Raw genomic sequence first — 13,822 nt, forward strand, 5'->3', positions numbered from 1 at the left:
TCGGTCAGGCGGCTTTGATTTCGCCGCGAATACGGTCGAGGGTCGGAACGAGCGACAGCAGTTCCTGCGTATAGGCATGCTGCGGCGCATCGAAGAGAGTTTCGGAATCTGCCTGTTCCAGGAGCTTGCCCTGGCGCATCACGGCCACCCGGTCGCACATCTGGCGCACCACGGCGAGGTCGTGGCTGATCAGAAGAAGGGTCAGGCCGGTGGCGTCACGCAGGTCCTTCAGCAGGTTCAGGATCTGCGCCTGGACGGAGACGTCGAGGGAGGATGTCGGCTCGTCGCAGACGATGAGCTTGGGTCTGGCGCCAAGCGCCCGAGCGATGGAGAGACGCTGTCTCTGGCCGCCGGAGAACGCATGGGGGAAGCGTTGCGACGCCTCCGCATCGAGGCCGACGGCCTCGATCAGCCGCTCCACGTCGCGCTCGGCCTCGGAACGGGTGTCGGCGAGGCGATAGAAGAGAATCGGCTCGGACAGGATGGATCCGATCCGCATGCGGCTGTTGAGCGATGAATAGGGATCCTGAAAGATCATCTGAATCGCCTGCCGAAGCGGCCCGACACGGCGTGTGGCGCCCTCGCCGGCAATGCTCCGGCCGCGATAGAGCACATGGCCCGACGTCGGATGCACGAGCCCCGAGACGACATTGGCGATGGTCGTCTTGCCGCAGCCGGATTCGCCCACGAGCCCGAAGACCTCGCCGCTGCGGACAGAGAAGGAGACGCCATCGACCGCGCGGAAGCGATGGCCCTTCGAGCCGGGAAGCCAGCCGCTGGTCTTGTAATCGACACATAGGTTCTCGACGGACAGGATCGGCGCATCATCCGAAGACGCGTCCGCAGGATCGGCCTTCGCGCGCAGTTCGGCCCTTGCCTGCTCCGCGCGGCCCTTGCCCTCGTCGCCCAGAACCGGAAAGCGGTCGAGGCGCTGGTCGATCCGGGGAACCGCGCCGATCAACGCCTTGGCATAGGGGGCCTTGGGACGGCGCAGGACCTCTTCCGTCAATCCGGTCTCGACAACCTTGCCCCGGTGCATGATCGTGACGCGATCGGCGATCTGGGCGACGACGCCCATGTTGTGGGTGACGAGCAGGATGCCGATCCCACGATTATCCGCCAGATCGCGCAACAGCTTGAGGATTTGCGCCTGAACCGACACGTCGAGCGCCGTCGTCGGCTCGTCGGCGACCAGGAGCCTGGGGTTGCACGACAGGGCGGCTGCGATCACGACACGCTGGCGCTGGCCTCCGGACAACTGGTGAGGATAGGCCTTGAGGCGTCGACGAGGCTCTGGGATTCCCACGGCTTCGAGCAATTCGAGTGCACGTGCTTGAGCGGCTGCCTTGCCCAGCCTGAGGTGAAAGCGCATCGCTTCCGTGAGTTGGCTCCCGATGGTGAAGAGCGGATTCAGGCTCGTCATCGGATCCTGAAACACGGCTCCAACATCGCGGCCGAGAACGATGCCTTCCGCCGAGCCCCTGGCAGGGTCGAAGCGCTTGCCATCGATATGGATGCTGCCTGCCGCGATGCGTCCGGGCTTCTCGAGAAGCCCCATCACGGTATTGCCGATGGTCGTCTTGCCGGCGCCGGATTCGCCAACGAGGGCGTGGATCTCGCCTGAGCGGATGACGAGAGAGGCGCTCTCCACGGCGGTGAAGACGCTGCCGTTGGCGAGAGGATATTCGACGCGCAGACCATCGATGGCGAGAACGGGTGCGGATTGCGCGTTCATCGTTTCACCCTCAGCTTTGGATTGAACCGATCGCGAAGCCAGTCACCGACGATGTTGACGGCAAGGACCAGGATCACGAGGGCAAGCGCCGGGAAGAGGGCGATCCACCATATGCCCGAGAACACGAACTCATTGCCGATGCGGATGAGCGTGCCGAGCGAAGGATAGGTGGGAGGCATGCCGACCCCGAGGAAGGACAAGGTCGCCTCGGTGAGCACGGCGGCCGCAAGATTGATCGTGGAGATGACCAGCACCGGACTCATCACGTTCGGCAGGATGTGCCGCAGCATGATTCTCCGTGGCGGAAGACCGATCACCTTGGCGGCGCGGACATAATCCTTCGCGGTTTCGACCATGGTGGCGGCCCGCACGGTGCGCGCATATTGCACCCATTCGTGGATGGCGATGGCGCAGATCAGGATGATCGGTGCCCATTCGGCCGTGGCCGCTCCGGGGAAGATCGCCCGTGCGATCCCGCTGACCAGAAGCGCCAGCAGGATTGTGGGGAAGCTCAGGATCACGTCGGCGATCCGCATGATCAGGGCATCGACCCTGCCACCGAAATAGCCGGCGAGGAGACCCAGCGTGACGCCGAGGGTGGCCGCGAGCAGAACAGCGCCGCCGCCGATGGCGATGGAGACGCGCGCGCCGTAGAGCATGGCGGAGAGCAGGTCGCGGCCTTGATTGTCCGTTCCCAGAAGGAAGTTCGGATCGCCGTCTGCCGTGAAGGCCGGTGGCAGCTCGGCGTTTATCAGCTCGAACGAAGCGAGATCGGTTGGATCGTATGGCGCGATCCACGAGGCCAGCAAGGCGCAGGCCACAAGGCACAAGGCCAGGATGGCGGCGACGATGACCGATACCGGAGCGCCCAGTCGGACGAACAGGCCGGGAGTGGGGGCGAGTGTTTTCATGCGGACCTCGCGCGCAGGCGGGGATCGACCACCGCGTAGAGAATGTCGACGACGGTGTTGATGAGGACGAAGAGCAGACCGACGAAGAGCAGGTAGGCCGCCATGACGGGAATATCGACGAAGCTCACGGCCTGGATGAAGAGAAGCCCCATGCCCGGCCATTGAAAGACGGTTTCCGTCACGATGGCGAAGGCGATGAGGGAGCCGATCTGGAGGCCCGTGACCGTGATGACCGGCATCAGCGCGTTTCGCAAAGCGAGCCGGAAGTGGACGTACCGCGCCGGCAGTCCACGCGCCTTCGCAAAGCGAATGTAGTCGCTGGACAGAACGTCGATCATCTCCGCCCGAACCAGACGCATGATGAGGGTGAGCTGGTAGAGGGCGAGCGTGATTCCCGGGAGGAGCAGGGACTTCAATCCGCTGATCGTCAGGAATCCTGTCGACCACCATCCGAGATCGACGACCTGGCCGCGTCCGAACGAAGGCAGCCACCCGAGAGACACCGCGAAGATCAGAATGAGCACGATGCCGGTCACGAAGGTGGGTGTCGATATGCCCACGAGGGAGAGTGCCTGAACCAGTCGCGCGGCGATACCATGGGGCTTGAGCGCGCAGAGCACGCCGAGCGGGATGCCGAGAGAAAGCGACAGGATCGTCGCGACGATCACCAGTTCCAGCGTGGCGGGAAGCCGTTCGGCGATGAGTTCCGTGACCGGGCGCTGATTGCGGTAGCTGATTCCCAGGTCGCCCTTCAGGGTGCGGCCGAGGAAGCGGCCGTACTGAACGACCAGCGGCTGATCGAGGCCGAGCGAGCGTCGGAGTTCGGCCTTCTCCTCCACGGAGGCATTCTCGCGCGACATGGTCGCAACGGGATCGCCGACATAGCGGAACATCACGAACGACACCGCCGATACCACGAGCATCACGAGGGCGGCCTGGCCCAGTCGGGAGACGAGGACGTTGAACATGAGTGCTTCCTCGGCGGCCCGCTCCGTTCAGGCGAGCCGCCATCTCCTGCTGCGGGTTTACTTGACGGTCGCGAACCACAGGCGGACATACTCGTCCGGGAACTGCGGAACGTCGACGCCGTCGCGGACGGCCCAGGCCAGCGGCTGCTGGTGGAGCGGGATGTAGGCGACGGTGTCCCGTGCGACCTTGAGGGCTTCCGTCAGCATGGCACGGCGCTTCGTCTCGTCGAGCTCGACGGCCGCCTTGCGGGTCAGTTCCTCGATTTTCGGATTGCTGTAGGTGCCCGCGTTGGAGCCGCCGTAACCGTCTTTCTGCTCGGTGAGCAGGGACGAGAGGACGCTGAAGCCGTCCATCGGCGGCAGGGTTGCCCAGCCCACCATGGACACGTCGAATTCGCCGCGGTCCTGGCGCGGGAAGTAGGTGGCGCGAGACTCGGTCTGGAGGTCCGCCTGGATGCCGACCTTCGCCCACATGGAAGCGATGGCCACGCAGGTCTGCTCGTCGTTGATGTAGCGATCGTTCGGGCAGTTCAATTTGGTCTTGAAGCCGTTCGGGTAGCCGGCTTCCGCCAAAAGCTGCTTGGCCCTGTTCGGATCGAAGGCGAGCGGTACATCGTTTTCCTTCGCATAGCCTGGGACGGGCGGTGCGACGAGCGTGCCGGTATTGCGCGACTTGTCGCGCATCACGCGTTTCTTGATCGTCTCCATATCAATGGCATGCCACATGGCCTGACGCACCTTGACGTCGAGCAGAGGGTTCTTCTGGCCGGGCATCGCCTTCAGCTCGGGACGGACGTTGAGCGAGAGCATGATCAGGCGCAGGGACGGCTCCTCGATGACCTTGAAGCCCTGCGATGAGGAGATCCGCTGAAGGTCCTGCAGAGGCGCCGGCGCGATCAGGTCCAACTCGCCCGACAGCAGGGCGGCAACGCGGGTCGCATCAGACTTCACCGGCTTGAACTCGATACGGGTGAGATTGTGCTGAGGCTTGTCCCACCAATCGGGGTTCACCACGAAGGTCGTGCCCGCGTCAGGCTTGTACGATTCCACCTTGAAGGGGCCGGTGCCGATGGCTGTGGTCGATGCCGCCGTCGTGACGCCGGTAGCGATATTGCCGGGCTTCAGGGCCCCGTTGGCCTCCATCCATTCCTTGTCCAGGATGTAGATGCCGGCGAGGTCGTTGAGGAGAAGCGGGTAGGGCCCCTGCGTGATGATGTCGACCGTGAAGTCGTCGACCTTCTCTGCTCTGACCACGGTCGCGAGATTGCCGCGAGCCCTGGCGCCGGGATCGAGGATGCGGGTGATGGAGGCGACCACATCGTCGGCGGTGAACGGATTGCCGTTGTGGAATTTCACGTTTCGACGCAGCTCGAAGCGCCAAGTATCAGGCTTCACCGTCTTCCAGCTCACCGCCAGAGCAGGTTCCAGCTCGAGATTACGGCCGCGGCGCACCAACGGGTCGAAGACGTGGTGCAGCATGCTCGTGGTGAAGCTCTCCGTATGCGCATAGGGATCGAGCGTCGTGATGTCCGTGGGCGAGGCCCATCTCAGGGTCTTGGCCTCCGCCGACATTCCCATCAGGGCGCCGACGGCGACGGCCAGGCCGGTCGCAAGTTTGGCTTTCATGTTTGACCTCCGCAGATCCTCTGGAATGGATTCTTTATTGGATACAATACGGAAAAAAATTGCATACATAAATCGAGCCGTCAATTCGGCAGTCGGCTGAATTTTCATCATCCGGCGATGCGAATCTACGCAGCCGCAAGCGATGCTCCTCGCTTCCGGAGGGCACTCCGGTGCCGAAGAACCCGTTTGGCCGGGGCAGGTCCCGTTGTCAGGAAGCGTAGCGGTCGAGGATGGACCGGATGTCCCGATGCTTGTCGGACGTGGAGGACAGGAGGGCTCTGTCCGTCACGGCCTTGAGATGGTGGTCCATGGCGTGGATGGCCGCTTGGCTGTTCCCGGACCGCAATGCATCGATGATCTGCTGATGCTCATGGATTGAGCAATCGGAGGAGTGAGGTCGGCTGTAGAGTGCCAGGATGAGGGAGCAGCGTGACACCACCTCGTCGATATACCGCGCAAGCACCCGGTTGCCGGAGAGAGAGGCTAGGAGAATATGGAATTCTCCGGCGAGGCGGATGGCGGCGGGCCCATCATCCGCGTTCGCTTTCGTCTCCAGATTCACATGCCGCTGGAGGCGATCGATGTCTTCGCTCGTGACCTTTTCCGCAAGCCGAACAAGAACTTGGCGCTCCAGGCACATACGCGTCTCGAAAACGTCCTGCGCTTCCGACAGGCTCGGCTGCGCAATGGTGGCACCCTTGTTCGGCTGCATGTCGACGAGGCCCTCGGCATGAAGGCGCGCCAGAACGGTCCGGACGATCGTGCGGCTGACGCCGAACCGCTCGCCGATGACATCTTCAGTCAGCTTGTCACCCGGCATCAGTGCCTGCTCGATGATGGCACGGCGAAGCCCGGCATAAACGGAATCGCTCCGAGTGCCGGCGGCTGACTTGGGTTTTCTCGCTGGGGTATTCATAGGGCTATGCAGAGGAGCTCCAGGGACGAACTATGTTCCACAAAACCGACCGATCAGGAAGGTCGATTTTACTGGCATTGTGTATTCATAATTGTATACAATAAGCCGGAATTGGCAATGCGTCCAATCGTATTGCCCGGACGAGGCCAGAGAAACGAGGACGCTGATGCAGAGCCTAGTGATCCACAATGTGCGCCCGATGGGCGGGGAGGCAACCTCGGTGACGGTCAGCGACGGCCGGATCCAGAGTTACGGTTGGCATGTCCAGGAGGGTGCGGAGCTCCTGGATGGCGGCGGAGCGATCCTGATTCCCGGACTCGTCGAGGCCCATACGCATATGGACAAGACGCTTCTCGGCATGGGCTGGTATCGCAACGAGGTGGGGCCGCGCCTCATCGACAAGATCGACAACGAGCGGATGCAAAGGCGTGTTCTTGGCATCGATCCCGCCCGTCAGTCCGCCCGGCAGGCTGTGCTCGCAGCCTCCCTCGGCACGACGCATATCCGGACCCACGTGGATGTGGACACAGAGGTCGGCGTTGCAGGCATCGTGGGCGTTCTCGAAACACGGGAGCGCTATCGTGACCTCGTCGATATCGAACTCGTTGCGTTCCCGCAGAGCGGCATGCTCATTCGGCCCGGTACCGTCGAGCTCATGGAACGGGCTCTTCAACTCGGCGCTCAGGTTGTCGGCGGACTTGATCCGGCTGGGATCGACCGCGATCCGAAGGGGCATCTCGATGTCGTCTTCGGCCTTGCTGAACGCTATGCCGTTCCGGTCGATATTCATCTCCATGAACCGGCGGAGCTGGGTGCATTCTCCATGGAGCTCATCATCGAGCGTACGAAGGCCCTGGGCCTGCAGGGCAAGGTCACGATCAGTCACGCGTTCTGTCTCGGCATGACCGATCAGGATTATGTCGCAGCGCTGATCGACGAACTCGCTCAAGCGCAGATCCACATTCTGACAACGGCACCGGCCTCAAGGCCGGCGCCTGCCGTCAAGCGGCTGGTGGAGGCGGGCATCGTTGTCGCAGCGGGATCCGATGGGGTGCGCGACACCTGGGGACCCTACAACAATCCGGACATGCTGGAGCGGGCCGTCCTCGTCGGCTTGCGCAACAACCTGCGTCGCGACGATGAGGTTGCGCTGGCTCTCGACACCTGCACGTATGGCGGGGCCCGTATGATGGGCCTCGATGATTATGGCCTCAAGCCCGGCTGCAGAGCGGATCTGGTTCTGCTCGACGGTGAAACGCTCGCCGAGGCCGTCGTCAGCCGCCGGCCGCGCAAGATCGTGATCAAGGGCGGAAAGGTGATCGCTCGGGACGGGACTGCATCGATCCCTGCGCCTTGATCCTGCTCGCAGAGCCGTGAGCGGATGAGGGCTTACGGCCTCGGTGAGCGATTGGTCGGCGTGCGCCACTCGTTTCAGCACCATCGGATGACTTCGGCTGACAGTTTGGCGCTGCCTACGACAGGGCCGTCACGGGTGCGGCAAGGTCGACGAAGCCCTGCACCAGCATGACCACGCCGAGGATGCCTACAAGGCCAGCCGAGGCGAGCGGCAGGCGCCTGAGCAGATGGTCGGAGAAGTTGACCCGCTTCGCCGCATGCTGCACGCCCCAGGCGGCTGCGACACCGATCGACACCATCGTGATCGCCAGCCCCAAGCTGAAGGCCGCGACTGTTGCTGCGCCAAGCGTGAACTGGCCGAGCTGAAGGCAGATCAACAGCACGGTAATTGACGCAGGGCAGGGGATCAGGCCGCCGGTAATGCCGAACAATGCGATCTGGGCCGTGGTGACGTTGCCGCCGTTGGCCGCGAGCTGGCGGGCGATCTGCTCGGCGTGCTCGCGCTCATGCGCGTCCTCGTCATGCTCGGCATGATCATGATGATGTCCGTGATCGTGCTCGGCAAAGGTCGCCTTATAGGTATGGGCGTGGTCGCCGTGCGACAGACGCAGCCGGGCCGTGAACGCGTGCGGCTCCGGGATTTCCCCGGCTGACTCGAGGTAGCCGTCACGCTCGACGAACCGGAAACGCTCGCCGGAGCCGTCGTCCCGGATGGTCTCAACCAGCACGTCCTCGGCTCTCCACGCGCTGCCACTTAAGATCCGCAGACGCCAGCGCGGCGGCACGCCGTCTTCGAAAATCGACAGCTCCACGACGCCGTGCCCGGTGTCGATGATCCTTGCCTCGTCGCCATGATGATGAGCGTCATGATCATGGTGATGACCATGGTGGCGTTGCCGGAACCAGCCGAGGCTCCGGCCCGTGCGCCAGATCATCCAGGCGGCGATGCCGATGATGATCACGCCCGAGGCGATCAGCAGCCAGCCCTCGAAGTGCGAGTTCAGGATGTCGCGGCCGAGCGACAGGCCGAGCATGGCCACGATCCAGACCACGAGCGAGTGGGAGAGAGCGGCACAGATGCCGAGCAGGACGGCCTGCCCGATGGTGCCGCGGATCGCCACGATGTAGGCGGCCATCATGGTCTTGGAGTGGCCGGGCTCCAGCCCGTGCAGGGCGCCGAGCAGCACGGCGACGGGAAGATACAGCCAGCCGTTGCTGCCGGACTGAAGAAGTTGAGCAATATCGGGCATCGGTATTCCAGCAATGTCTCGCGGCGGCGACACTTCTCCCAGCCGCCCGGGAGGAGGTCACTTCAGGTAGGTACGGACGACGTCGATGAGTTCGGCCGCGCCCTTGGCGCGCTCCGGATCCGGCTCATGCGCCGGGTCGACGACGTGGTTGCGGATGTGGTCCTCCATCAGCTCGACGGTCAGGCCGTTCACGGCTCCGCGCACCGAAGCGACCAGCATCAGCACGTCGGCACAGCCGAGCTCGGCCTCGAGCGCACGCTCGATGGCTTCCACCTGACCCTTGATCCGGCGGACGCGGGCGAGCAGCTTCGTCTTTTCCTTGATGGTGTGGGACATGCCGCCTCCTCTGCGAGTGCTCATGTCATATAGGGGGGTACCCTATGTACGTCGAGCGTCAGGATGGCCGCAGGGCCTTTGGCGGATCCGGGTGCTCCCCGAGCCGACAGGTGGGGCGTGGTTCCGGAGACGGCGTAAGCCGCCGTAACGGGGGGAGGTCGGTTCGGCCTGACAGGTCAAATAGGCGACTTCATGTCACCCGAGCCGGCATCCTTGGCTTCCATCGAGAGCGAGCCGACGGGCAGACCGGGAATGGATCCTGAGCCATCGCGAAGGTCTCGACCTGTCGGATCACTTCCAGCTTCCGACGCCGAGATCCTCACGGCGCTGAGCGTCCAGGAGCGCGGAGGCCAGCGCGAATGCATCCCGAGCGCGGATGCAGCCGACGATCTTGTTGCGGTCCTCGAAACCGATCACGGCCAATGTGGCCCGGTCGTCGCTGCGGAAGATGTCGAGCACCTCCGCAAGGGATGCGGCCGGCGTCACGATCGGACCCGACTCGTAGACCAGTTCCGCGGCCACCACGGGCAGGTCGGCACTCTCGGCCTCGATCGCCTCGACCAGGCGAGGATCGATCAGGCCAAGGAAGGTTCCGTCCACCGCATAGACGGCCGTACCGCGCGCGCCTGCCGTCGACAGCGCCCGGCGAACCTCCTCCAGGCTGGCATTGGCCATCACCGCCCGCTTCGGCGGCTTGATGATCTCGCCGATCGTCGCGGCCTCTAGGCGCGAGACGTCGTGACCGCCCTCGATGGCGAGGCCACGCTGCTGGAAGCGCCAGGTTGCGAACGAGTAGCCGAACAGACGGTCTGTCAGGAACGAAGCGGTCAGGGCCCCGATAGCCACCAGGATGGTGGCGTCGAAGTCCCCGGTGGTCTCGAGGACCAGGAAGATCATCGCCAGCGGACTGCCGATCACGCTCGCTCCGACCGAGGCCATGCCGATCACGGCGCACAGGGCCGGGCTCCAGGTCGGAGCACCCGGGATGAAGGCCAACAGCCAGGCCATCACCTGTCCCAGCAGGGCGCCGATCATGAGCGAGGCGCCGAACAGGCCGCCGCGAAAGCCGGATCCGAGGCTGGCCGCGGAGGCCAGCCCCTTCGCGGCCAGCAGACCGAGGGCATGGCGACCGGCGATGTCGCCGGACACGGCATGCTCGATGGCCGCATGACCGCTACCCAGGACGGCCGGGAAGCGGGTCGCCAGTGCCGTGAGGAGAAGGGCGGCCGCGAGCCGGCGCAGAATCCCGTCCCTCAGGAAACGCTTGAGGAGGCGCTCCATCGCCGAGACCAGAAGCATGACGACGATGCCGACGAAGGCCGCGATGCCGCCGAGCAGGACGGCCAGAGGATAGTCGGACCAGGATGTGCCGGGCCCTGTCTCGAGGCTGAAGGGCCGCGCCTGTCCCAGGAGCAGCCAGATCGTCATCACGGCCGCGATAGCGCCGAGCCCGATCGGGGCCAGGGTCCGGCGTGAGAAGGTCCCCAGCAGCAGCTCATAGGCATAGAGCATGCCGGCGATCGGTGCCCTATAGGCGGCGGCGATGGCGGCTGCGGCACCGACGGCCACCAGCAGGCGCAGGTCGGAGCGCGGCCGGTTCAGCCTTCGTCCGAGGCGGCTGGCGAGCACGGCCCCAAGCTGGGTGACGGCGGCCTCGATTCCGACCGAGGCTCCGAAACAGACCGAGGCGAGGATCGGGATGACGACTCCCGTGGCATCGTACCAGCCCATCCTGCCCCCGTTGAGGGCATTCGCCTCGACCGCGTCGACGGGGTCCTTGGTCTTCCAGCGCCCGATCAGATGCGACAGCAGGGTGACAAGGAAGGCGCTGCAGGCCAGGGCCAGAGCGATCCTGAGGAAGGAGGCGTGGTCCGGCAGGACGATCCGCCGCTCTGCGGCGAAGCCGAGCATGGCGCGCTGCGCGAAGACGACGAATTGCTGCACGACCGCCACCATCACGCCCGTCAGGATGCCGATCACGATGGCGAGACCAACCAGACGGAACGAGCCTGTCGGCTTGCGAATGTTCGGGAGCGCCGGAAGGCGAGGGGGAAGCAGCATCAGGCGAGTGGGGTGAGAAGCAGCAAGTGCGCGGGGTGCACGCGGTTTGGGCGTGTCGGCCTTTGCCGTCAACCCATTTCGGCTTGGATGTACCCTTAATGCTGCACCCGTGAGGAGGCGAAGAGCGGGGCCCCGCATGGTCCATGCTTTTTGCCGCACCAAAGGCAAGGGGCATTGGCGGGTCGATCGCCGGAACGAAGATCAGTCACGGACGGCCCTTGCATATCAATAAGAAATATCTAAATTAGAAATATCTGATTTAGATAGGTGTACGAATGCCCGGCTTGGAACTCGATCTTGAGACGTTTGAACAGAAGGCGACCGAGGTCGCGGACATTCTGCGGGCACTCGCGAACGAACGACGGCTGATGATCCTGTGCAAGCTGGTGGAGTGGGGTGAGGCCAACGTCACCTCGCTTGTCGAGGCCGTCGGACTGTCGCAATCGGCCTTGTCGCAGCATCTGGCCAAGATGCGGGACGAGGGCATCGTCACCACCCGGCGCGAGAGCCAGACGATCTGGTACCGCATCGCCGATCCTCGCATCGAGCAGCTCTTCGGCCTTCTCTACGAGCTGTATTGCAAGCAGGCCAAGACGGACAAGTCCGCCTGATCGGAGGCAATTATGGACAATCTCACACCTGTGTCGGCGCTGTTCGGCGGCCTTCTGATCGGAACGTCGGCTGCCCTGTTCCTGGTGCTGAATGGGCGTATCGCGGGCATCAGCGGCATCCTCGGCGGCCTGATCCCGCCCGAGCGTGGTCAGGTCGGCTGGCGCCTCGCCTTCCCGGCCGGGATGCTCGTCTCGACCCCGATCTACCTCATGGCCGGTGGCACGTTGCCGCCGGTCAAGATCGGCGCATCCCTGCCTGTGCTGATCGTGGCGGGGTTGATCGTCGGGTTCGGCACGCGTCTGGGGGCGGGCTGCACCAGTGGCCATGGCGTCTGTGGCATCGGACGAGGCTCACCGCGTTCCATCGTGGCGACGCTCGTTTTCATGGCCACTGCCGTCACTACGGTCTTCCTCGCTCGTCACGTCATCGGAATGTAAGCCATGCCCCTGCTCCTGTCCGCCTTTGCGTCGGGTCTGCTGTTCGGCCTCGGATTGATCGTGTCTCAGATGGTCAACCCGGCCAAGGTGCTCGGCTTTCTCGACATTTTCGGCCACTGGGACCCGAGCCTCGCTCTGGTCATGGGCGTCGCCGTGGCGATGTCGGCGCTGGGTACCCTCGTCGCGAGGCGGCGTGGAATGCCCGTGCTGGCGCCATGCCTTGAGATCCCGACCCGGCGCGACCTCGACCCGCGGCTGATCGGCGGGGCAGCCCTGTTCGGAATCGGCTGGGGCCTTGTCGGTCTCTGCCCGGGCCCGGCCTTGGTCGGGCTGACTTTCGGTCCGTGGGAGGTCCTCGTCTTCGTGGCCGCCATGATCGTCGGCATGGCGATCTTCCGCCTTGTGCCTGCCGATTGGCCGCAGGTCTCCTTCCGCCGCGAGGCCTCGCAGATGGATGGCTGAGCATCCGTTCTTCACCGATCAGCCGAGCAGCCAAGCCCTCAGGACGAGGCTGACGGCTCCGGTGACGCCGACGCCGGCGGCCCAGAGGCCCGCGAACCACAGCCATTGCCTGAGAGCGGAGCCTTGTTCGAGATCGTTGCCCATCAGTGATATCCCTCGTGTCCCGTCTTGCCGCGGAACACCCAATACGCATATCCGGTATAGGCGAGAATGATCGGGATCAGCACGCTCGCGCCGACCAGCATGAACTGAAGGCTGGCATGCGGCGCCGCGGCCTCATGGATGGTGACGGCGTTCGGCACCACGTGCGGGAACATGCTGATGCCCAGCCCGACGAGGCAGAGGGCGAACAGCCCCAGCGTCAGCAGGAACGGCCAGTATTCCCAGCGGCGCATCAGGCTCACCACGAGCGCCCCGGAGCAGAGGCCGACGAGCAGCGGCACCTGGGCGGTGAACAGGACCTGTGGCCAGGCGAACCAGCGCTCGTAATAGGCGCCGCTCAAAAACGGTGTCGCCGCGCTCACGAGTCCGATGCAGATGATCAGGCCGATCGCGAGCTTGCCGGCAAGGCGGAAGCTGTGGTCCTGGACGGCACCCTCGGTCTTCATGACGAGCCAGGTCGCGCCGAGCAGGGCATAACCGATCACGAGGCTGACGCCGACCAGCAGGCTGAACGGCGTGAGCCAATCCCACCATCCGCCGGCGTAGGAGCGACCCTCGACCGCGATGCCCTGGAGGAGCGCGCCGAGCGTGATGCCCTGTGCCAGCGTTGCCGCCACCGAGCCCGTCGTGAACGCGAAGTCCCAGTAACGGCGATGGCCGGGGTCGCGCCAGCGGAACTCGAAGGCGACGCCGCGGAAGATCAGCGCCAGCACCATGGCGATGATCGGCGCATAGAGGGCAGGCAGGATGATGGCATAGGCCAGCGGGAAGGCCGCCATCAGGCCGCCGCCCCCGAGCACGAGCCAGGTTTCGTTGCCGTCCCAAACCGGCGCGACCGAGTTCATGGCACTGTCGCGCTCCGGTCCCGGGCTGAAGAACGGGAACAGGATGCCGATGCCGAGGTCGAAGCCGTCCATCACCACATAGGCGAAGACTGCGAACGCGATGACGAAGGCCCAGAGAGTGGGGAGATCGAGGAGGGTCGCCATG

14 protein-coding genes are annotated in these 13,822 nt (G+C 64.5%); 4 read left to right on the forward strand and 10 right to left on the reverse strand.

Annotated elements, in window-relative coordinates:
* Window positions 1-4: 4 nt before the first annotated feature.
* The 5 genes from U0023_RS11420 to U0023_RS11440 all read right to left on the reverse strand — a co-directional run bounded on the left by U0023_RS11420 (window position 5) and on the right by U0023_RS11440 (window position 6,156).
* Window positions 5-1,735: a dipeptide ABC transporter ATP-binding protein gene (locus U0023_RS11420; RefSeq protein WP_009493040.1), complete on the reverse strand. Its 1,731-nt coding sequence runs from the start codon at window positions 1,733-1,735 to the stop codon at window positions 5-7.
* Entirely contained in the window at window positions 1,732-2,646 is a 915-nt protein-coding gene (locus U0023_RS11425; protein WP_009493039.1) for an ABC transporter permease, read from the reverse strand. The genes U0023_RS11420 and U0023_RS11425 overlap by 4 nt, the downstream gene beginning before the upstream one ends.
* Complete coding sequence (locus U0023_RS11430) at window positions 2,643-3,614, reverse strand: ABC transporter permease (RefSeq protein WP_009493038.1); 972 nt, start codon at window positions 3,612-3,614, stop codon at window positions 2,643-2,645. The genes U0023_RS11425 and U0023_RS11430 overlap by 4 nt, the downstream gene beginning before the upstream one ends.
* Window positions 3,615-3,671: 57 nt before the next feature.
* On the reverse strand, window positions 3,672-5,240 hold the full coding sequence (locus U0023_RS11435; protein WP_009493037.1) for an ABC transporter substrate-binding protein: 1,569 nt from the start codon (window positions 5,238-5,240) through the stop codon (window positions 3,672-3,674).
* A 208-nt stretch (window positions 5,241-5,448) separates the two neighbouring features.
* Window positions 5,449-6,156: a GntR family transcriptional regulator gene (locus tag U0023_RS11440; RefSeq protein WP_040639258.1), complete on the reverse strand. Its 708-nt coding sequence runs from the start codon at window positions 6,154-6,156 to the stop codon at window positions 5,449-5,451.
* A 166-nt stretch (window positions 6,157-6,322) separates the two neighbouring features.
* Between U0023_RS11440 and U0023_RS11445 the strand changes: the two genes are divergently transcribed.
* Complete coding sequence (locus U0023_RS11445) at window positions 6,323-7,513, forward strand: amidohydrolase family protein (protein ID WP_009493035.1); 1,191 nt, start codon at window positions 6,323-6,325, stop codon at window positions 7,511-7,513.
* A 115-nt stretch (window positions 7,514-7,628) separates the two neighbouring features.
* Here the strand turns inward: U0023_RS11445 and U0023_RS11450 are convergent, their stop codons facing one another.
* From U0023_RS11450 to U0023_RS11460, 3 genes are all read right to left on the reverse strand, one after another.
* Window positions 7,629-8,762, reverse strand: coding sequence for a HoxN/HupN/NixA family nickel/cobalt transporter (locus U0023_RS11450; protein ID WP_009493034.1), 1,134 nt, complete (start codon window positions 8,760-8,762; stop codon window positions 7,629-7,631).
* A 57-nt stretch (window positions 8,763-8,819) separates the two neighbouring features.
* Window positions 8,820-9,098, reverse strand: a complete 279-nt coding sequence (locus U0023_RS11455; protein WP_009493033.1) for a metal/formaldehyde-sensitive transcriptional repressor — start codon at window positions 9,096-9,098, stop codon at window positions 8,820-8,822.
* A 291-nt stretch (window positions 9,099-9,389) separates the two neighbouring features.
* Window positions 9,390-11,159, reverse strand: a complete 1,770-nt coding sequence (locus U0023_RS11460; protein WP_009493032.1) for a chloride channel protein — start codon at window positions 11,157-11,159, stop codon at window positions 9,390-9,392.
* Between the two features lie 275 nt (window positions 11,160-11,434).
* Between U0023_RS11460 and U0023_RS11465 the strand changes: the two genes are divergently transcribed.
* From U0023_RS11465 to U0023_RS11475, 3 genes are read left to right on the forward strand one after another with little or no spacing between them, the layout of a single operon-like run.
* Entirely contained in the window at window positions 11,435-11,770 is a 336-nt protein-coding gene (locus U0023_RS11465) for an ArsR/SmtB family transcription factor (RefSeq protein WP_009493031.1), read from the forward strand.
* Window positions 11,771-11,782: 12 nt separating this feature from the next.
* Window positions 11,783-12,208: a YeeE/YedE family protein gene (locus tag U0023_RS11470; RefSeq protein WP_009493030.1), complete on the forward strand. Its 426-nt coding sequence runs from the start codon at window positions 11,783-11,785 to the stop codon at window positions 12,206-12,208.
* Window positions 12,209-12,211: 3 nt separating this feature from the next.
* Window positions 12,212-12,670, forward strand: a complete 459-nt coding sequence (locus U0023_RS11475) for a DUF6691 family protein (protein WP_009493029.1) — start codon at window positions 12,212-12,214, stop codon at window positions 12,668-12,670.
* Window positions 12,671-12,688: 18 nt separating this feature from the next.
* On the opposite strand, the gene U0023_RS11480 is transcribed toward U0023_RS11475, so the two are convergent.
* Both U0023_RS11480 and cydB read right to left on the reverse strand, forming a co-directional pair.
* Window positions 12,689-12,814 carry a hypothetical protein gene (locus U0023_RS11480; protein ID WP_009493028.1) on the reverse strand — a complete coding sequence of 42 codons (126 nt, stop codon included), beginning with the start codon at window positions 12,812-12,814 and terminating at the stop codon, window positions 12,689-12,691.
* On the reverse strand, window positions 12,814-13,821 hold the full coding sequence (gene cydB / locus U0023_RS11485; protein ID WP_009493027.1) for a cytochrome d ubiquinol oxidase subunit II: 1,008 nt from the start codon (window positions 13,819-13,821) through the stop codon (window positions 12,814-12,816). Before cydB ends, U0023_RS11480 begins: the two co-directional genes overlap by 1 nt.
* Between the last annotated feature and the right edge of the window lies 1 nt (window position 13,822).

It is taken from the genome of Microvirga lotononidis, assembly GCF_034627025.1.
GTDB classification, from domain to species: domain Bacteria; phylum Pseudomonadota; class Alphaproteobacteria; order Rhizobiales; family Beijerinckiaceae; genus Microvirga; species Microvirga lotononidis.